The organism is Bacillus sp. NTK074B, assembly GCF_017303375.1.
Taxonomy (GTDB): domain Bacteria; phylum Bacillota; class Bacilli; order Bacillales; family Bacillaceae_B; genus Rossellomorea.
Map to the genome: position 1 here is coordinate 505,229 of NZ_JAFKOH010000002.1, position 18,930 is coordinate 524,158.

The window sequence follows — 18,930 nt, forward strand, 5'->3', positions numbered from 1 at the left end:
TCACCTCTAACACCTTCTACTTCACCTTATGTACAAGCAGTTGAAAACAGAAGCAAAAGTAGATAATTCTCTCAGAATTCAAAATGTCTGGAATGTGAAAGAAAAAAAGCAGCCGCAATAAAAACGGCTGCCAAACTTCATTTATAGGGATGTATCATCGATCCCATTTAACCATTGCCTGATCGGTTCAATCACTTTTTCCACTGTCCCCTCCTGGAACGGGGAATCTAAATCAGCGGCTTCCACTAGTGCGGTGAAAGAACGGCTTCCACCAAGCTTACATAAGGAGACATAATCGTCCCATGCTCCTTCTCGATCAAGATTCATTTTCTTCCAGAACTGAAAAGCACAGATTTGAGCCAAAGTGTAATCAATATAGTAGAAAGGTGAATTGTAAATATGAGATTGACGCTGCCAGAACCCTCCATTATTCAAATAGGAAACATGTTCATAGTCCTTATGGGGCAGATACTCTTTCTCGATCTTCCTCCATGCTGCATTACGTTCAGCAGGAGTGGCCTCCGGGTTTTCATACACGAAATGCTGAAATTCATCGACAGCAACACCGTATGGAAGAAATTGCAGTGCTTCACTCAGATGAGAAAATTGATACTTATCGGTATCCTCTTCAAAGAAATATTTCATCCAGGGCCATGTAAAGAACTCCATGCTCATGGAATGGATCTCACAAGCCTCGTACGTGGGCCAAATGTATTCCGGTATATCAAAACCACGGCTAGAGTAAACCTGGAAGGCATGGCCTGCTTCGTGGGTCAACACATCGATATCCCCGGACGTACCATTGAAATTAGAGAAGATATACGGAGATTCATGCTTGGCAATATACGTGCAATATCCTCCTCCCGCTTTCCCTTTCTTCGCTTCTAAATCCATGAGGTTCCCATCAATCATGAAATCAAAAAATTCCTTTGTTTCCGGTGATAACTCTTCGTACATTTTCTTCCCGTTGTCAATAATCCACTGAGGGTCCCCTTTAGGAGCAGCATTTCCCGATGTGAATTTAAATCCTTCATCATAAAACTTCATGGAGTCAATGCCGATCCGTTTTCCTTGTCTTTCTTTCAAGTCTGTAGCAAGGGGAACGATATGCTCTTTTACCTGATCACGGAATACCTTTACCATTTCCGGTGTATAATCCGTTCTCGTCATACGATAATATCCCAGTTCCACAAAATTTTTGTACCCTAATGCAGTAGCTATTTGATGTCTTAGTTTGACTAATTCATCGAATATACGGTCTAATTCTTGCTCGTTCTCTTCGAAGAAAGAGATGGTGGCCAGGGCCGCTTCTTTCCTTGTCCCCCGATTCACTGATTGTGTGAAGGGTCCCATCTGGGCCAATGTCCGCTCTTCCCCTTCAAACGGTATCTTTGCAGAAGCCATTAATTTTGTGTATTGGGAAGACAGCTTGTTTTCTTTTTGAAGCAACGTAATGATCTCAGGGGAAAACGTCTTGATTTCATTCTCTGCAAGAGAAAACAACTGCTTCCCCCATTTATCTTCTAATTCTTGGCGGAATGGAGAATTCACCAGCTCCTGGTAATATTCCGTCACCATACCTGAAACTTCAGGCATCATATCATCGATGTACTCTTGCTCCTCTTTGTAAAAGGCATCATTCGTATCAATGGAGTGCCTGATATAACAAATATTCTGCATCGTATCGATGTTAAGTCGGATTTCATTGATTTCCTTCATGGCTTCCACTTGCCCAGAGACATCCGCAGCAGATTTAAATTTCCGGAGAGCCTTCTCAAAAACCGGTTTAATCTCTTCCAGGTTTGGTCTTTCATATGTATAATCTTCAAACTTCATAAATCGTGCCTCCTTATAAATTCATCCCGAATATAGTTATTCGACTTCTCGCTCCGATTCTCCTGTTAATGTATAGAATTGATCATGGTTATTGAAAAAAGCCCCATCTGGAATAGACAGGGCAGGTTAGATAATAAAGCTTAATAGGACAGATCTTTAATGGATAGTCCCAACTTCTTGAGCATTTGTATCGTATCTTCTTTTTCATCAGGAGATAAAGCAGACATCAATTCGTGAATCCGCTCTTCATGATCCGGGAATATTCCGTCGATTAACTCTTTTCCCTTTTCAGTGATCTGAGCATAGGTCACACGACGATCCTTGGGACATGCGACTCGCTTAAGGTATGATTTTTGTTCAAGCTTATCGACTACATAGGTAATACTGCCGGATGCTAACAGAATCTTCCCGCCTATTTGCTGCAGGGGCTGATCTCCCTTATGATAGAGGAGCTCCAGGACGGCAAATTCAGTGGGATTTAATCCATTCTCTTGAATATTTTTATTTATCTCTTCATTCAAGGCTTTAAAAGCTCTTGAGAGGACTATGAAAAGCTTCAATGATTGTTTTGAATCCTGCGTTTGGTTCATGGCATTCATTCCTTTAAAAATAAATATCTCAGTTTCAAAACATTATACAAATAAATGCTTTCGTTGTCAAATTTCTGAATTCCCTCATGGATAAAAACCAAAGGACGGTGCATGCACCGTCCTTTGGTTTTTTGAAATAACGACAAATTAGAATGTTTGTCCAGATGTGAAAGAGGGCACAATCGAAGAATCTTTCTCTCTTGTAAACCATGAATGATGGGGAAATCTTGATGAGTGGTCACGATGCAGTCCGTTTTAATAAACTCTTAATGTACTGACCGAATTCACTTGATGATTCCTGGGATGTGAATGGTACAACATTATTTGTGCACTTTTCATAATCGTTTAAAAGCTGGTCCAATTGCTGGCTGCATTTGATTGTCTCCTCAGCACATAGCCCGAGACTCTCTCCAAGGTAAATCATTTCTGAGCGTTTTTGATTGATTTTCATTAATAACCATTTTTGTTTTAATAGGCGACCCATTTTCTACTAAACTCCTTTTTAGATCCTAGTCTTTATAAAGTAAAATCTTTACTTGAGAATTATCGCAAGTATTATCAGAAAAGTAAATAGATTCGCAAAACAAGACAAAATAACTAGTAATGTTTCTCTTTTTGACATTTTTCGTCAAGATCTCCATCTATTAAAACAATAAAATCCCAGGAAAAAACAGCAATAAAACAGTAAAAATCCGAACACATTCCATATTCATAAAAGAATTTCGAATGATCGCTCGGATTTCCCTTTCGTTAAAACCCCTTCTGTCCCAGCCACATCATGCTAGATGATCAATAGATTGGCACCCAGCCTTCCCGGGTTACGAAAATACGGACTGCGACAACCTTTTTATCTTCGCTTAAAGTGAAATAATGGCGGATATTTTCAGGAACGGAAATTAAGTCACCCGGATTCAGATGTACGTCAAAGAAATTCCCGTCACTTCCTTGAATGACAAATACTCCATGCCCATTAACGATGAAGCGGACTTCATCATCTGTATGATGATGTTCCTGTTGGAAATTCTTTAATAGTTCTTCAAGATTGGGTGTCTCTTCCGAAAGGGATATGATATCCCATGCCTGATATCCCCTTCTTCCTGAAATGTCTTCTATTTCATCTTTAAATGCAGACAATATTTGTTCTTTATCACTTTCCGTCAATACATATTTGTCATGGAGGCTTTCATCCAGTTTACCGATGTTCCAATGCTCATATAAGACTCCCTGTTCACTTAAATACTTTACTACCTCTTCTTGACTTTCAATGACTTTGTTCTCTCCCTGGATGTTGATTTTGGTCATGTTGTGAATCCTCCTTTAATAATGGATTGATTGCTGGTCAAAGATAATAGAGTGAGTTTATATTGAAACAAAAACTCACATGCTTCTAATAATTTTTTAGCTTCAAAACCGCTTCTTCCCCATACCGTAATCCCATGGTTTCGAATGAGTACTGCCCCTTTATCCTCTTTAATATGGGGTTGAAATGCATCACCCAGAGTTGGGATGTGGGCATGATTTTGAATGATTGGAATCGACAGTGAATCATGTTCCCCCCATTTATCCCATGCTTTGATCAGTTCCTGATTCCTAATGGTAATCACACCTTCGTCCCCATACAATTCACTGATCACGTTATTGGCGACTGTATGTACATGCAGGCTGCAACCTGCCGAACTTTTTGTAAAGACATGACTGTGAAGAAGCGTTTCGGCTGAAGGGTACAAATGAGTATCTTCCATTGCCTCACCACTTGCATTAACAAGGAGGAAGTCTTCTATTGTGTGCTTCCTTTTATCCTTACCGCTTGAAGTCACGAGGAAAGTAGCCGGAGAAGAACCGACTCGTATTGCGAGGTTCCCGCTTGTTCCCATAAACCAGTCCCTGTCTGCCAACTCTCTTTTTATTTCAGCAAGTTCTTCCCATTGTTCCTGATATTGATTCATCTCACCACTCCTTCTTTTGTGGATGGAGTCTGATCTAAGATGTCATCCTTGATTGCCTCCCATTCCCGTGGGGCAAATGCTTTCATCAACGAAATGAAATTATCGGTTTCTGTGATCGTTCCATCAAAATCACAGAAGATGATCGGACGCGTCACTATACTTTCACCTCTTCACCCCACAGGGATAGTGCTTTACGAAGTTCACTATGAGATTCTGCTGCCTCTCTCAGAGTCACTCCTCCTAATACCGCATCGATCGCTTGCAGGAATGCCTGCCCGCCACCAGTTGCCCCATCAGGATGACCATGTATTCCCCCGCCTGCATTAATGACACAGTCGATACCAAAATCCTTCACCAGGATCGGAACAAGAGCAGGGTGAATACCGGCTGAAGGTACTGGCAATACCCTCTTTAGATGGTCATCTTCTTTGGTCAACTCCTTGCTGATGGATAGAACCTGCTCCTTGTCCAGCGCGACACTTCCATACGGTGATGGAAACAGCGAAAAGTCAGCCCCGGCCATTCGAAGAAATTTGCCCAGCCATAAAGAATAGCTGACACCATACGATGGAGAGGCAGCGACAGCTCCGGCAAATGCAGGGTGGGCCATGATCGGGATGGAAATATCCTGATCCTCCCTCAATTCCTGGAGAACATCAAGCCCATAGGAGAATACATTGAATAGAAGGGCATCGGCCCCAAGTTCACGCGCCATTCTAGCTTTTCCCCTTAATTCTGAAGTCCTTCCTGAAATATTCACGGCATATAGTGTTCTTTTACCAGATTCTTCATACACTTCCTCTAACACTCTTCTCCCAGTCTTTATTCTTTCCGTGAAAGGTGTGAGAGGATTTTCAAAGAGAATCTCATCATCTTTCACAACGTCGACTCCACCCAATGCCTGAGCTTTTAGTTGGTTTTGTAAGTAAGTGAGATCCCTGCCGATGACCCCTTTAAAGATGCTCATCAGTAAAGGCCTTTCCTTTACACCGGTTAACTCCCTGATACCATCAATACCAAATCGAGGTCCAGGATACGTTTTTTTCAGATCATCGGAAAACTCTAAATCTACTAATTTCACTTCACCATCCAGAGACAGTTTCCCGAAAACGGTTGTAAGAACAGCCGGGAGGTCATTTGAAAAATTATGCCCGGGATAACCAATCTGCACCAAACCATAGGTACCATCTTTCCTTTCCGCTTCACTAACGGAAACTACTCTCCCCTTGTATTTGCGTAGTTGTTGTTGCTCCAACTGGGGTAAGTCCGTCCACGAACCGACCGTTAAGCCTAGGGCAATTCCTTCAGCCTTTTTTTCAAACGAACCTGTTTTCCCATTTATTTCATAAGTTGCGATTACTTCACTCAATGTATTTCATCCCCCTTACAATCTTCCTATCCACTGGACCTCATCTCACATTACAATAAAAAACCCCTTCCCGATAAGAAGAGGTATGCGATCATCACTCTTTCTTATCTGTCAGCTCATTAGCTGCAAGAATTAGCACCGTGCTTAAAAAAGTCGGTTGCCGGGCTTCATAGGGCTGGTCCCTCCGCCTGCTCTTGATAAGAATTTCATTATTAAATAATTCAGTTGGATTATTACACCATTTTCGACTGATGTCAATCCCCTTTGTGGAATAATTCTAAATTTTCTATACGATAAATCGCTTCTTTTATACGATCGTTTGAGGTTAACAGTCCAACTCGGACGTAGCCTTCCCCGAATTCCCCAAATCCGACACCCGGTGCCACAGCAACATGTATTTTTTCAAGTAAATAGGTCGAAAACTCTACGGATGTGAACCCTTCCGGCACCTTCAGCCAGGCAAAGAAGGACCCTTGTGGTGCTTTAACATCCCAACCTATCTCTTGCAAGCTTGAGATTAATAGATTCCTTCTCTCTTCGTATGTTGCAACCAATTTGGTTACGCAATCCTGTGAACTTAATAAAGCCGTGGTAGCTGCTTCTTGAATTGCCCCGAACAAACTGACGTACAAATGATCCTGCAGAAGATTGATCGCTTCTATGACACTCTTATTCCCAACAGCAAAACCCACTCTCCAACCGGCCATATTATACGTCTTAGATAACGTATAAATCTCAATCCCTACATCCTTTGCACCTTTTGTTTCCAGAAAACTTACAGGTTTCTTGCCATCGAATCCAATCGCTCCATAGGCAAAGTCATGGACCACACAGATCTCATGCTGTGCCGCAAATTCTACTGTCTCCTCGAAAAACGATGCTGGTGCAGTTGCTCCAGTAGGATTATTGGGATAGTTGAGGAACATTAATTTGGTTCTCTCTAATTCTTCTTGGGTATAATCCTGATAATCAGGAAGAAATCCGTTTTCTTCCTTCAGAGGCATCTTGATCATCTCAGCTTCCGCCAAAGCTACACCTGATACATAATCAGGATAACCTGGATCGGGTACTAATACCCCATCACCAGGGTTCAATAAGCATTGGGGGATTTCAACTAACCCGGCTTTCCCCCCGAAAAGGACGGCTACTTCAGTTTCCGGATCCACCTCAACCCCGTATTCACGGAAATAGAATTCAGAAATAGCCTTCTTAAAGGACGTTAATCCCCGAAAAGGAGGATATTTATGATTGGACGGAGAAGCTGCTGCTTCTGCCAATTTTTCCACAATATGCCGAGGCGTCGGCTGATCTGGATTTCCCTGCCCTAAGTTAATGACGTCATGCCCCTCTTTCAAAGCAGCATTCACTGTTCCTGCCAGTGATGCAAAAAATTGTTGAGGCAGTAAATCCAATCGTGTTGCCTTTTTAAAGTTTTTCATCTATTCACCTTCTCATTTTTTGAAAATTAATTACTTTCAAATTCTAGTCACAAATGATATAACGAAGAATAAAGAATGTAAAGGAATAAATTCCAAAAAGTACATGATGAGGTGAAATAAATGATTCAAAAGGTCGGTCTCGCCCAAATGGACATAGCTTTTGGGCATCCAGAAGAAAACAAAGTGAAAGTGGAGCAGTGGGTCAAAAAAGCAAAAGAAGATGGCTGTGATACGGTCGTCCTCCCCGAGCTGTGGACGACAGGCTATGACCTCACAAGGTTGGATGAAATTGCTGATGAAGAAGCAAAGGATTCCTATTCCTACCTGTCTTCTCTTTCAAAAAAACATTCCATACATATCATCGGCGGGTCTGTTGCGAACAAAACGAATGAAGGGGTAAGAAATACACTTTTAGCCGTTGATTCAAACGGAAGGTTGGTCAAACAGTATTCAAAACTTCACCTGTTTAAACTGATGGATGAACATCATTATTTACTTCCAGGACACGAGGACGGAATGTTTACGATTGATGATACCAAAATGGCTGGACTCATTTGTTACGACATCCGTTTTCCGGAATGGTTCAGAAAACATGTACTATTGGGAGCAAAGGTGGTATATGTGGTTGCTGAGTGGCCAAAAGCAAGAATAGATCACTGGCAAACACTCCTAAGAGCACGTGCAATCGAAAATCAATGCTTTGTCATCGCCTGTAACCGTGTTGGTCATGACCCTGACAATGAATTCGGAGGATGCTCCCTCATCATTGATCCCTGGGGCGAGATCCTTGCTAGAGGTACTCACGAAGAACAACTGGTCTCTGCTGAAATCGATTTGAAAGAGGTAGAAGAAGTCCGTAGAAAAATCCCCATCTTCCAGGATCGAAGGCCGGATTTCTATTAAATATAATTGATAAAAACCATTGACATGGAAAATACTTCAATGGTACCATTCAATTCAAATGAAACATTCTGAAAATTAATTAAATAGTGTACGCAACTCTTATCAAGAGCTGGCTGAGGGATTTGGCCCTATGAAGCCCAGCAACCGACCATAATACCGTTGTATAACGGGGCGCTTTATGCGCCGGATTGATCAATCCAGTAAGGCACGGTGCTAATTCCAACAGAAAGATAGTCTTTCTGAGAGATAAGAGGCGACGAAGATGATTCTTCAAGCCTCTTTCAAACATGGAAGAGGCTTTTCTATTGCCACGGAAAAGCCTCCAAAACACCCCAAAAGGTGCATTAAAAGGAGGAAATACAATGGCACTCACCAAACTCAATACCTATCAAACCCTTACTGAAGTATCGGCCATCTCCTTGGCCACCGGTTTAAGAACCTTTGAAGATGCTTCTCAATTAACATGTGAAGAAATCGGAGATGGAAACCTGAATCTGGTTTTTCATGTAGTTGATAAGGAGACAGATAAAGGAATCATCATAAAACAAGCCCTTCCTTATGCAAAAGTGGTGGGTGAAAGCTGGCCGCTGACAATCGAGAGGGCAAGAATCGAAGCGAGTGCCCTTACTCTTCAGCGATCCTTCGTAGGAGACCTCGTACCACAAGTGTATTATTCTGATCCAGTACTAGCCATTACCGTAATGGAAGATCTAAGCAAACTGACAATCGCACGTGCAGGCCTCATCCAGGGAGAAAAATATCCTCAGTTATCAGATGATATAGGGACATTCCTCGGGAATACATTGTACTTCTCATCTGATTATGCCCTGCATCCCTTTAAGAAAAAGGAATATGTGAAGGAATTTTCAAATCCTGAATTATGCAAAATTACCGAAGACCTTGTCTTCACGGATCCTTTCTTCAATAGCGTTACAAATGAATATGAGGAGGAACTAACCGAGGACGTTCAACAATTATGGAATGATTTCAAACTGAAACTCGAGGTGGCAAAATTAAAGAAAAGCTTTTTAACTGAAGGCGAAGCTCTTCTGCATGGTGACCTTCATACGGGCAGTATATTTGTAGATAACGACCAAACAAAAGTGATTGACCCGGAATTTGCATTCTATGGACCTATCGGTTTCGATATCGGTCAGTTTATTGCCAACCTCATTTTTCAAGTAGTTTCAAATCCTGATGAGAAAGAAACCATTCTCCATCATATTAGGAATACCTGGAACGTTTTTTCCTCAACGTTTGCTGGCCATTGGAAAGAAAGCGGAGATGCCTATACGAAAATCGATGGCTATCTGGAATACGTATTGGAGAAAAGTTTCCGGGACAGCATCGGCTTTGCAGGATGTGAATGTATCAGAAGAACGATTGGTCTTGCACATGTGGATGACCTGGAGAGCATCCGTTGCAAGGAGCGGAGACTAAAAGCCAAACGGGCCTGCTTGAACATTGGAAAGAAACTCATTGTAAACCGTACGGATATTCAATCGATCCAGGAACTTCTTTCAATTGTGCGGTCACATTCTGAATAAAAAGGAGATACTTATGACACATACTCTTACCATACCAACCTCACTCCAGTGGCATGAAGATCATTTACTGATCCTTAATCAACAAAAACTGCCGAATGTTGTTGAATATCTTAAACTTAGAAATCTTAATGAATATTTTGAAGCGATTGTCTCTCTCAAAGTAAGGGGGGCACCGGCAATCGGGATCACTGCTGCTTACGGACTTGCTCAAGCAGCAAGGCAATATGACACAGAGGATCTCAATGAATTCATCACTCTTTTTACACGTGATAAAAAATACCTTGCAGATTCAAGGCCGACTGCAGTCAATTTATTCTGGGCAATGGACCGACTGGATCAAGTCCTTGAACATGTCCACACCGTAAATGAAGCAAAGACCGATCTGTTTCATACAGCCATCCAGATCCATACAGAGGATGAGGAAGTATGCAGGATAATCGGGGAATTCGCCCTGACAGTATTGGGTGAAAGACGCAAGGTCTTGACGATTTGCAATGCCGGGAGCATTGCCACAAGCAAATATGGCACAGCCCTGGCCCCTTTTCACTTAGGGAGGGAGAAGGGACTTTTGTTTCAAGTGTTCGCCTGTGAAACACGACCTGTGCTTCAGGGTGCTCGTCTGACTGCATGGGAACTTCAGCAGTCAGGCGTTGATGTGACCCTTATTACCGATAGCATGGCCGCTCATACCATCAAGGAGAAAGGAATTGAAGCGGTGATAGTCGGTGCTGATCGTATAGCTGCAAATGGGGATACTGCAAATAAAATCGGAACCTCTATGCTTGCCATATTATGTAGCCATTACAATATTCCTTTTTACGTGGCTGCCCCTTCCTCCACGTTTGATCTGGACGCTAAAACAGGTGAGGATATCCCTATAGAAGAAAGAGCATGTGAAGAAATTACAACAATCGCCGGCTCTATCATCGCGCCTGAAAATGTTTCAGTCTATAATCCGGCTTTTGATGTCACATCTCATGAGTTGATTGCCGGTATTATCACAGAAAAAGGAGTGTTGTATCCGAACTTTAAAGAAAGCATAGGATGTGCCATTGGAGTAATTTAAAGAAGAGAAGGGCTTTTCCCTTCTCTTCTCCCCTATACATCCGTTTAAATAAGCTTGGTAGACGCCCACATTTCCCTCGGATTTACCTCATAGATGCCATTTTCACGGTACATGAACTGATGGATGATGAATTCCCTCCTTAAGGTGGCAAAGTCCTCATGGAATTGTTGAATATATTCATTCAATTCTTTTTCCTTATACTTTTCACCCACTTTGAGTCCTTCTACCATATGTTCCAGTATGAATAGTTTTTTCTTTTGTTGGGAAGGTATAATCTTGATTCTTCCATTTTTCTCCAGAAAATTATTTTTCACTTTCTGTCTCTCTTTCATTAGTTTTTCTGTCAACGTTATGTCCCCTTTCTCCTCATGAGCAAATCTGTGAAGAACATCCCCATGATGACTAAGTACTTTTTTATTCAGATAGTAGTAAATCGTGTTCTTCTCCCGCCTAGAGTACACAAGATTGCATTCTTTCAGTTTCGTCAGATGATGGGAGATGGTGGGAGGCGTAAGTCCAAGCTTCCCTGCAATGGCTCCTACGTGCAAGTTCTCTTCTGCCAGTAAGTAGACGATCCTAATACGTGATGGATCTCCCATCGTTTTATGGAAAGCCACTTGTTTGCTTAGTTGCAATAGTCTATCTCCATTCTTAATTAGATTATTATCTAATTAGATGATAATCTAATTAGTGAAATATATCAATATATTTTTCAGAATCATTCATGAATTCTCTAATCAATCGGCCAAACTGCATAAAAAAACAGGCATTCCCATAGGATAATGCCTGCTTATCTTACCTAATTTTCTAAAGACAATAAGATTTCTTTTTTATCGATTTGCGTTCCTGCATAGCCAGTAAGTTTTTTATTCTTTCCAATGACTCGGTGACAGGGGATGATGATGGGAAACCGGTTTGCTTTATTCGCCTGCCCCACTGCCCGCACGGCTTTAGGTCTGCGAACGGTTTCTGCTACATCTTGATATGAACAGGTTTTACCGTATGGGATGTCTTGGAGGGCATTCCATACCGCCATTTGAAAAGCTGTTCCTTCTAATTTCAAAGGAAGGTCAAATACTTTCCTTTCTCCATTAAAAAATTCATGCAGCTGTTTCATCGCCTTTAGAAGAATAGGATGATCCGTTTCAATGGACCCTTCTTCTTCAACGAATTGCACAGAAATCAATTGACTCTGATCTGCATAAAGCTTAAGGGTTCCGATGGGACTAGCTGTAGTGACTGTATGAATAGACATTTTGATGGACTCCTTTATGATTTTGGCAGATATATATGGAAGATGGTCCCCTCTCCAACAATGCTCTCAACCTGGACACTTCCTTTATGCTCTTTAATAATTTTAAAGCTTACCATCAGGCCAAGTCCAGTCCCCCGTTCCTTTGTTGTATAAAAGGGTTCACCTAGCTTTTTAATTTTATCCTTTGAGATCCCGCCTCCCTGGTCCTTAATTTCGATATGAATCATTTCTTCCTCTGTCTCATTGATGCTGATGGAAATGGCCCCGCCACCGGACATAACTTCAATGGCATTCTTAATGATATTGATGAATACTTGTTTTAATTGATTGGGTTCAGCTACGATAGACGGTAAGTTTTCCTGATAGTTCTCCTCATACTGAACATTATGCATGACTGCCTGGGCACTCAATAGTTCAACCGTATCCTTCATGATTTTGATGAGATTCGTTTCCTGATATTGGATTGCCTGAGGTTTTGCCAGTACAAGAAATTCCGTAATGATCGACTCAATTCGCTGAAATTCAGAAGTGATCACATTAAAGTACATTTCATGATCTTTGCCCACACTATTCTCCAGCAGTTGGATGAACCCTTTAAGTGCGGTCATCGGGTTCCTGATCTCGTGGGCGATCCCTGCAGCAAGCTCCCCTACAACACTTAGTGTATCTGATTTTCTTAATTGTTCCTGCATTTCAATCTGATCGGTAATGTCACGGATGATCGTTAAATTCAGGTTGGAAAGTAAATTATACTTAGATGATAGCTCCACATATTGAACTCTTTCCCTGTGGGATGATAACGTCTTTAAAAACGTTGCTTGACCGTCCTCTTTCAACTGTTGCAAATATTCATCATACGATTCTTCACCAGGCTCTATGTTTAATATTTCCCGTACATCTTTACCGATGAGCTGATCTTTTTCCATCTTGATGATTTTACTCACTTCAGGATTTGCATCTACGACAACATAATTATGATTAGTAAGCAGCAATCCGTCCAATGAACCTTCGAAAATCTTCCGGAACCGTTCCTCGCTTTCACGCAATTCCTTCTCCATTTGATACCGTTCACTGACATTACGAAATATCGTCATGTTATATCCATCAACGGAGTGAAGCTTGGAGGTGAATTCCAAATGCTTCAGCTGGTTGTTGGGCATGAGGAACAATACCTCATCCCGTACTGCTCCGCTTCTGTTCAATTGCTCCATGACCAAATCGAACTTTTGACTTTCTAAAGGATACACAAAGTCCCTGATTTTTTTTGAAAGGAGTTCGGCCAGGCTACACTCGAATATCTTAAGAGCAGATGAGTTCGCTTTTAGAACCCTGCCGTCATGATCCCATAATACAATGGCATCAATTGCTTCCTCAAACAGCCCCTTGAACAATTCTTCATTTCGCTTTAGTTGAATTTCCATCTGCCTCTTTTCCGTTACATCTCTAAGAATGGCCATGTGTAGTTTGTGATGAACATAGGGACTTGTTGTGAATTCGACGATCGATATGCTTTGTGATTTCTTAATCGGAATTTCACCCCGGGCTTTTTTATTCTGAGAAATCAATTCTTTGATTTTATCAATCTTATAGTGAGCATTCTCCGGAATGAAAGAGCTGATATTCCTGGAGGTGATCTCTTCTTTATCGAGTCCCACTTGTAAACTAAAGGCATGATTAACATCATTGATATTTCCATTGATATCGAATAAGACGATCCCTTCTGATGCATTTTGAAAAATATTGGATAATAAATGCACGTTCAAATGATCTTTGCGCTCTTTCTCCTTCAGTTCCGTTACATCCTTAAAGTATAAATAAGCATTAGGAGAAATGGTCGATTTTTTGAGCAATAATTCAACATGAATAATTTTATTGTCGTTTACATTCATCAGAGTTTCATCCTCTAATGTTTTCCCTGTTTCCATCACTTCTTTATAATGGGCCACGATAGGAGCTGGTACAGAGGAGAAAAATATGCTGAACAGCTTTCCAACTGTACTTTCTTCACTTACTTGCAGGGTGTCACATGCCTCGGGGTTGGCATAAACGATTTTCAATTCAGAATTGATGACAAGCATCGGCATGGGTGAAGCTAGGCAAATTTCCCTATCAACGGGATGACATTGTACCTCATTTTGCTCTTCCTTCAATTTACTGCTATTAGTCATTTCTTCATCCCCCTACTATTTTAAAAGACGACCATCGGCTTAACTCCTATAGAATTCGCATAGCTTCCCATACTTTTGGCGATAATTAACAATGAAATTCATGTTTTGCTCATTGTATCCTAGGGTAAGAATGAATGAGGATTAAACTATTCTAAAAGATGGTGAAGATATGACACAGCGCGACTATTACTTCGACAATGCAAAATTCATTTTGATCTTTTTAGTGGTATTTGGACATATTATCCGGTCCTATATTGAAAGTGACCCATTTATCCTTTCTCTGTATAAAACAATATACACCTTTCACATGCCCGCTTTCATTCTTGTGGCAGGATTTTTCGCAAAAGGGTTCTATAAAAAAGGATATATCCAAAAACTTGCAAAAAAGCTAATACTCCCTTACATTTTGTTTCAATTGATTTACACTGTGTACTACCATTTCCTTTATCAGGAATCAACATTCGAGGTTGATCCGCTCAATCCACACTGGTCATTATGGTTTCTTATTAGCCTTTTCTGTTGGAACGCTTTGCTTTATGCTTTCATCAAGTGGTTTAAGTTTAAACCGGGAATCGGCCTGACAGTGGCTTTCTCCCTTGGACTGGTTGTGGGATTTGCAGATGTCATTTCAAATTATTTGAGTCTGTCCAGAACATTTGTCTTCTTCCCCCTTTTCCTAATGGGCTACTATATGGAAAAGGAGCACTTCGAATATTTTAAAACGAAAAAAGCCCGTTTAGTGGCAGGTTCATTATTTGTACTCGTATTTTTAGGAATGTATTTTGTGCCTGAATTCTCAGATAAGTGGTTGCTCGGTTCGAAACCTTATGGAGACTTCGCATGGAATAATACGTTCAGTATGGCAATCAGGGCAGCAGTTTACTTATTAAATATCGTGATGATTTTCAGCTTTTTTACATTTGTGCCTACAAAGAGACAATTTTTCACTAAATGGGGGAAAAATACTCTCTATGTTTACTTGCTCCATGGTTTTCTCATACGTTTATTCCGTGAAAGCCACCTTAAGGACACGATTGACCCTACCACAAGTTTACTATTGTTACTCGGGGTCTCATTCGTACTAACGATGCTCTTTTCAACGAAGCTCTTTACCAGTATCACTCAACCTATCATAGAGTTTAAATCAACAAAATTGCAGAAACTGCTTTCAAAAAGGGAAATAAAAACAAGATAAACTTCAGTAGAAAGGGCTGACCCAATTATATGCACGGGTCAGTCCCTTTTCGTGTTAAACTATTCTCTTTACCAGGCAGACAAGTTTCTATATTACACAATTTTCGAAAAACTTTTATTTACTTAATATTATTCGCACATTTTCCTAAAATTCCTTCTAATAGTTACAAGAAATTTAAATTCATTTTAGACAAACATTGAGCTTTTTCGCAAGCTTCGATAAAATGATAATCATATGATGTACGAACATCTAAGGTCATCTGCCATATAGTAGAGGGAATTCGTATGGCTGATCGCCGGATTGATTTAGAATAGAGGAGATTATTAATGAAGAAAGTCGTCTTAAGTACGTTAAATGCAAAATATATTCACACGAATTTAGCCATTCGCTGTTTAAAGGCTTACGCTGAGCCCGAACATGAAATCGAGCTCTCTGAATACACTATCAAAGATCCAACTCTTAATATTGCAACTGACTTATTTTCAAAAAAGCCTGACATAATTGGTTTTAGCTGCTACATTTGGAATATTGAAGAAACCATTAAAGTGATTAAGATTCTCCGGAAAATCATGCCCGAGGTTACGATCATCCTCGGAGGACCTGAAGTGACCTATGATGTTCCATATTGGCTTGAGCGTCTTGTAGACGTTGACTTTATCGTCATAGGTGAAGGGGAAGAATCCTTCAAACAACTATTAGATCAGCTTAATGGGGACCAGGATTGGTCCAAAGTCCATGGAGTGGCATTTTTATCTGAAGGAAAGCCAGTCATTAAGCCACAACAAAATAAAATCGATTTACGGGACGTCCCTTCCCCATTTCGCTTTCAGGAAGATTTGCCTCAGCTTGGTAAACGGGTGACCTATATCGAGACAAGCAGAGGCTGCCCTTTCCGCTGTCAGTTCTGCCTATCATCTATTGAAGTTGGCGTGCGCTATTTTGACCGTGAGAAGGTAAAAGAAGATATCCGCTTTTTGATGAACCATGGTGCAAAAACCATCAAGTTTGTGGATCGCACCTTTAATATTAGCCGAAGCTATGCAATGGAGATGTTTCAATTTCTCATTGACGAGCACTTGCCGGGTACAGTCTTTCAATTTGAAATCACGGCAGATATTATGCGGCCAGAAGTGATTGAATTCCTGAACGAACATGCACCACAAGGGCTGTTCCGTTTCGAAATCGGAATTCAATCGACAAATGATGAAACAAATGACCTTGTCATGCGGAAACAAAATTATAAAAAGCTGACGAGAACCGTCACTATGGTAAAGGATGGAGGAAAAATCGATCAGCACCTCGATTTGATCGCAGGTCTGCCGGAAGAGGATTATCATTCTTTCAGGAAGACCTTCAATGATGTATTTGAATTGAGACCTGAAGAGCTGCAATTAGGGTTCTTGAAGATGTTACGTGGAACTGGATTAAGAATCCGGGCCAATGATCACCAATATACGTATATGGATCATTCCCCCTATGAGATCCTGGGGAATAACGTATTGAGTTTCGATGATATCGTCCGGATCAAGCAAGTGGAAGATGTATTGGAGAAATATTGGAACGACCACCGGATGGATCGCACGATTGAGTATTTGGTTACGGAATGTTTTGAAACACCATTTGATTTTTTCCAGCAATTCGGATCCTTTTGGGAAAACAAGGGGTGGTCACGAATCGGTCATCAATTAGAGGACTTATTCAGACGCCTGCATGAATTTTTATCCACTGAAACGAGCTTTCATATCCCAGTAATTGAGAGTCTGATGAAACTGGACTACTTGAAGAATCAGAAATATAAGCCTAGAAAACCATGGTGGACCCATGAGATGACAAAGGAAGAACGATCAACTATTTACCAAAGCCTGTTGGCTTCTCCTGTCATCGCCGGGGAAGGGTTTGCGAGCTTGAATCTGAATGAAAAAGAGTTGTATAAACATACTCTCCTAGAAACCATTCAATCTAAAAGTGGTCAGGAGCAATATGTACTGGCCTACTTCGAACCTTCGTCCGGTCAATCGACCGTGTTTGAGTTCGACCGTGCACTTGTTTGATGATACAGAAGAAAAAATGTTAAGCATTCGCTTAACATTTTTTCTTCTTATCTTGTGTTTTGGGTTGTTTTTGTGTCACTTCAAGAATCTTGGCAGCATTGATATCTCCAAATTCCTGACCAAATTCTTCACGAAAGGACTGTTTTTTTTCTTTCATTATCCTCTTCCCTTTTTCCCTTTTGAAGAGTTTCTATTATTACCTTTTGCCGGGTCTTCTCCCTGGGTAAATTCAGCCGAGAATTCAGTCTCTTGCTTATTTTTAAGCGGAGTTTGATTGTTTTTTTCTGCTGCATTGTATTGAGCTTTTCTCTTCATAATCACTCATCTCCTTTGCTGAACTTATTTTTCCCTTCTACTCCTTTTCCATTCTTCTAAATATAGGCAGTTCAGGCACGACAATAACCATCCACGCTTTTTTCGATTCTTGAATAAAACAAATATTTAACCAAAAACTAAACAAAAAGACAGAATGAGGATCTGCCATGATATTACTTTTATTACTGACATACGCTTTGATTGGATGGAAATTTGGCAACTGGAAGGATTTCTATCATTATTACCCCACGTTATTATTTTTCATTATAGGAGACTTACTTTCACAATTTCTCTTATATGACTATTCGATGTGGGAATTCCGTCCGGTTACTGCCTTCGGTAACTTCCTTCATCTAAATCATACACTGATTTCATTGAGCAAAATGATGATTCAATATACAGTGACGATCTCCATCTTTATTGGAAGACTTCCCTCCAGCCGTTTGGGGAAGATTGGGTGGATATTATTATGGACAGCTATTTATGGGCTTTCTGAAGGGATTTCCTACTTTTTTGGAATGATGTCATATCATCATGGATGGGATTTAAATTGGGATATCCTCTTTAATCTTATGATGTTCACAATGCTGATCGTCCACCATAAAAATCCAATCATTGGTTGGGTCCTTTCTTTTCCCATCATCCTATTCCTCCTCCTCTACTTCGACGTACCTTATTCTGCATTGAAATAAACAATATCCTTCCGTCTCACACTTTGTACCATTTATTAGTAGAAAAAAAGACTGTTTTTGGAAGGCTGTTTTCGCAAAGATTGTTGCTATTCGCATACCAACTAAGATTTACGATGCTCTGTCATTTAAGTTGTGGTGCAAGAGGGTGAAGGGAACAGTTCCGCTTTCCACGGACGTTCGGCCAATCCTCCTCAGCAAAAAACCGCTTCCGGGGTCTCGACACGCCCGTTTTCCGTAGGAGTCTACACAGTTCCCTTCACCCTCTAACGTAGTAAGTAGGTGACTAGCAAAATGGTTTGTGACCATCCGTTTAAAAAGAGTGAATGAAAAAGCAATGACATACGCAATCTACACATTTCCTTTGTGATTGTCAAACTTTTCGTCAGTTGATCCTCGCTGCAGGTGCTAGACTCCTGCGGAAAACACTGGACAGCACGAAAAGCGGAGGCGGCTCGTTCAGCCCCGACAAGCATAAGATGAGTGGGCTAAGAAGGCGTTCTTTTGCCTTCTTGGACCATTTAGCTTATGACCTCGAGGGGCTAGCCGCCGTAGCTGGAC

General features: G+C 40.9%; 18 protein-coding genes, 1 pseudogene and 2 riboswitches. Of the genes and pseudogenes, 6 read left to right on the forward strand and 13 right to left on the reverse strand.

Annotation, left to right across the window (positions count from 1 at the left end; genetic code table 11):
• Window positions 1–141 precede the first annotated feature (141 nt).
• From JI667_RS05870 to JI667_RS05905, 8 genes and pseudogenes are all read right to left on the reverse strand, one after another.
• Window positions 142–1,836, reverse strand: coding sequence for a M3 family oligoendopeptidase (locus JI667_RS05870; RefSeq protein WP_206851120.1), 1,695 nt, complete (start codon window positions 1,834–1,836; stop codon window positions 142–144).
• Window positions 1,837–1,976: 140 nt separating this feature from the next.
• On the reverse strand, window positions 1,977–2,426 hold the full coding sequence (locus tag JI667_RS05875) for a MarR family winged helix-turn-helix transcriptional regulator (RefSeq protein ID WP_206851121.1): 450 nt from the start codon (window positions 2,424–2,426) through the stop codon (window positions 1,977–1,979).
• A gap of 238 nt (window positions 2,427–2,664) precedes the next feature.
• The gene (locus JI667_RS05880) at window positions 2,665–2,910 is read right to left on the reverse strand and encodes an aspartyl-phosphate phosphatase Spo0E family protein (protein WP_206851122.1); all 246 of its coding nucleotides are present in this window, start codon (window positions 2,908–2,910) and stop codon (window positions 2,665–2,667) included.
• A 305-nt stretch (window positions 2,911–3,215) separates the two neighbouring features.
• Window positions 3,216–3,728 (reverse strand): 1,2-dihydroxy-3-keto-5-methylthiopentene dioxygenase, encoded by a 513-nt coding sequence (locus tag JI667_RS05885; protein WP_206851123.1) that lies wholly within the window; start codon window positions 3,726–3,728, stop codon window positions 3,216–3,218.
• Window positions 3,725–4,372, reverse strand: a complete 648-nt coding sequence (locus JI667_RS05890) for a methylthioribulose 1-phosphate dehydratase (RefSeq protein WP_206851124.1) — start codon at window positions 4,370–4,372, stop codon at window positions 3,725–3,727. Before JI667_RS05890 ends, JI667_RS05885 begins: the two co-directional genes overlap by 4 nt.
• A 5-nt stretch (window positions 4,373–4,377) precedes the next feature.
• Window positions 4,378–4,527: pseudogene (mtnX, locus tag JI667_RS05895) on the reverse strand (2-hydroxy-3-keto-5-methylthiopentenyl-1-phosphate phosphatase); the annotation flags it as partial.
• Entirely contained in the window at window positions 4,527–5,741 is a 1,215-nt protein-coding gene (locus JI667_RS05900) for a 2,3-diketo-5-methylthiopentyl-1-phosphate enolase (protein ID WP_206851125.1), read from the reverse strand. The pseudogene mtnX and the gene JI667_RS05900, both read right to left, overlap by 1 nt.
• Window positions 5,742–5,842: 101 nt before the next feature.
• Window positions 5,843–5,945, reverse strand: a riboswitch (SAM riboswitch).
• A gap of 50 nt (window positions 5,946–5,995) precedes the next feature.
• Window positions 5,996–7,180 carry a pyridoxal phosphate-dependent aminotransferase gene (locus JI667_RS05905; protein WP_206851126.1) on the reverse strand — a complete coding sequence of 395 codons (1,185 nt, stop codon included), beginning with the start codon at window positions 7,178–7,180 and terminating at the stop codon, window positions 5,996–5,998.
• A gap of 120 nt (window positions 7,181–7,300) precedes the next feature.
• On the opposite strand from JI667_RS05905, the gene JI667_RS05910 reads away from it, so the two are divergent.
• From JI667_RS05910 to mtnA, 3 genes are all read left to right on the forward strand, one after another.
• Window positions 7,301–8,083: a carbon-nitrogen family hydrolase gene (locus JI667_RS05910; RefSeq protein ID WP_206851127.1), complete on the forward strand. Its 783-nt coding sequence runs from the start codon at window positions 7,301–7,303 to the stop codon at window positions 8,081–8,083.
• A 96-nt stretch (window positions 8,084–8,179) separates the two neighbouring features.
• Window positions 8,180–8,336, forward strand: a riboswitch (SAM riboswitch).
• A 109-nt stretch (window positions 8,337–8,445) separates the two neighbouring features.
• Window positions 8,446–9,630 (forward strand): S-methyl-5-thioribose kinase, encoded by a 1,185-nt coding sequence (gene mtnK / locus JI667_RS05915; RefSeq protein ID WP_206851128.1) that lies wholly within the window; start codon window positions 8,446–8,448, stop codon window positions 9,628–9,630.
• A 13-nt stretch (window positions 9,631–9,643) separates the two neighbouring features.
• Window positions 9,644–10,696, forward strand: a complete 1,053-nt coding sequence (gene mtnA / locus JI667_RS05920) for an S-methyl-5-thioribose-1-phosphate isomerase (protein ID WP_206851129.1) — start codon at window positions 9,644–9,646, stop codon at window positions 10,694–10,696.
• 44 nt (window positions 10,697–10,740) lie between these two features.
• Here mtnA and JI667_RS05925 read toward each other — a convergent pair whose 3' ends face one another.
• The 3 genes from JI667_RS05925 to JI667_RS05935 all read right to left on the reverse strand — a co-directional run bounded on the left by JI667_RS05925 (window position 10,741) and on the right by JI667_RS05935 (window position 14,119).
• Entirely contained in the window at window positions 10,741–11,331 is a 591-nt protein-coding gene (locus tag JI667_RS05925) for a metalloregulator ArsR/SmtB family transcription factor (RefSeq protein WP_206851130.1), read from the reverse strand.
• Between the two features lie 164 nt (window positions 11,332–11,495).
• Entirely contained in the window at window positions 11,496–11,951 is a 456-nt protein-coding gene (locus JI667_RS05930; protein WP_206851131.1) for a methylated-DNA--[protein]-cysteine S-methyltransferase, read from the reverse strand.
• A 14-nt stretch (window positions 11,952–11,965) separates the two neighbouring features.
• Complete coding sequence (locus JI667_RS05935; protein ID WP_206851132.1) at window positions 11,966–14,119, reverse strand: PAS domain S-box protein; 2,154 nt, start codon at window positions 14,117–14,119, stop codon at window positions 11,966–11,968.
• A 169-nt stretch (window positions 14,120–14,288) separates the two neighbouring features.
• Between JI667_RS05935 and JI667_RS05940 the strand changes: the two genes are divergently transcribed.
• Both JI667_RS05940 and JI667_RS05945 read left to right on the forward strand, forming a co-directional pair.
• On the forward strand, window positions 14,289–15,314 hold the full coding sequence (locus tag JI667_RS05940) for an acyltransferase family protein (RefSeq protein ID WP_206851133.1): 1,026 nt from the start codon (window positions 14,289–14,291) through the stop codon (window positions 15,312–15,314).
• Between the two features lie 326 nt (window positions 15,315–15,640).
• On the forward strand, window positions 15,641–17,365 hold the full coding sequence (locus tag JI667_RS05945) for a B12-binding domain-containing radical SAM protein (RefSeq protein WP_206851134.1): 1,725 nt from the start codon (window positions 15,641–15,643) through the stop codon (window positions 17,363–17,365).
• Between the two features lie 31 nt (window positions 17,366–17,396).
• Here JI667_RS05945 and JI667_RS22870 read toward each other — a convergent pair whose 3' ends face one another.
• Both JI667_RS22870 and JI667_RS05950 read right to left on the reverse strand, forming a co-directional pair.
• On the reverse strand, window positions 17,397–17,522 hold the full coding sequence (locus JI667_RS22870) for a hypothetical protein (RefSeq protein WP_280515462.1): 126 nt from the start codon (window positions 17,520–17,522) through the stop codon (window positions 17,397–17,399).
• Window positions 17,522–17,680, reverse strand: a complete 159-nt coding sequence (locus JI667_RS05950) for a hypothetical protein (protein ID WP_206851182.1) — start codon at window positions 17,678–17,680, stop codon at window positions 17,522–17,524. The genes JI667_RS22870 and JI667_RS05950 overlap by 1 nt, the downstream gene beginning before the upstream one ends.
• A gap of 167 nt (window positions 17,681–17,847) precedes the next feature.
• On the opposite strand from JI667_RS05950, the gene JI667_RS05955 reads away from it, so the two are divergent.
• Window positions 17,848–18,372, forward strand: coding sequence for a hypothetical protein (locus JI667_RS05955; protein ID WP_206851135.1), 525 nt, complete (start codon window positions 17,848–17,850; stop codon window positions 18,370–18,372).
• Window positions 18,373–18,930: the final 558 nt, after the last annotated feature.

Excerpts from the sequence above, each read along its gene's own strand:
- JI667_RS05870 (WP_206851120.1), bottom strand. The coding sequence starts at position 1,836 with ATGAAGTTTGAAGATTATACATATGAAAGACCAAACCTGGAAGAGATT.
- JI667_RS05875 (WP_206851121.1), bottom strand. The coding sequence starts at position 2,426 with ATGAACCAAACGCAGGATTCAAAACAATCATTGAAGCTTTTCATAGTC.
- JI667_RS05880 (WP_206851122.1), bottom strand. The coding sequence starts at position 2,910 with ATGGGTCGCCTATTAAAACAAAAATGGTTATTAATGAAAATCAATCAA.
- JI667_RS05885 (WP_206851123.1), bottom strand. The coding sequence starts at position 3,728 with ATGACCAAAATCAACATCCAGGGAGAGAACAAAGTCATTGAAAGTCAA.
- JI667_RS05890 (WP_206851124.1), bottom strand. The coding sequence starts at position 4,372 with ATGAATCAATATCAGGAACAATGGGAAGAACTTGCTGAAATAAAAAGA.
- JI667_RS05905 (WP_206851126.1), bottom strand. The coding sequence starts at position 7,180 with ATGAAAAACTTTAAAAAGGCAACACGATTGGATTTACTGCCTCAACAA.
- JI667_RS05910 (WP_206851127.1), top strand. The coding sequence starts at position 7,301 with ATGATTCAAAAGGTCGGTCTCGCCCAAATGGACATAGCTTTTGGGCAT.
- mtnK (WP_206851128.1), top strand. The coding sequence starts at position 8,446 with ATGGCACTCACCAAACTCAATACCTATCAAACCCTTACTGAAGTATCG.
- mtnA (WP_206851129.1), top strand. The coding sequence starts at position 9,644 with ATGACACATACTCTTACCATACCAACCTCACTCCAGTGGCATGAAGAT.
- JI667_RS05930 (WP_206851131.1), bottom strand. The coding sequence starts at position 11,951 with ATGTCTATTCATACAGTCACTACAGCTAGTCCCATCGGAACCCTTAAG.
- JI667_RS05935 (WP_206851132.1), bottom strand. The coding sequence starts at position 14,119 with ATGACTAATAGCAGTAAATTGAAGGAAGAGCAAAATGAGGTACAATGT.
- JI667_RS05940 (WP_206851133.1), top strand. The coding sequence starts at position 14,289 with ATGACACAGCGCGACTATTACTTCGACAATGCAAAATTCATTTTGATC.
- JI667_RS05945 (WP_206851134.1), top strand. The coding sequence starts at position 15,641 with ATGAAGAAAGTCGTCTTAAGTACGTTAAATGCAAAATATATTCACACG.
- JI667_RS22870 (WP_280515462.1), bottom strand. The coding sequence starts at position 17,522 with ATGAAAGAAAAAAAACAGTCCTTTCGTGAAGAATTTGGTCAGGAATTT.
- JI667_RS05950 (WP_206851182.1), bottom strand. The coding sequence starts at position 17,680 with ATGAAGAGAAAAGCTCAATACAATGCAGCAGAAAAAAACAATCAAACT.
- JI667_RS05955 (WP_206851135.1), top strand. The coding sequence starts at position 17,848 with ATGATATTACTTTTATTACTGACATACGCTTTGATTGGATGGAAATTT.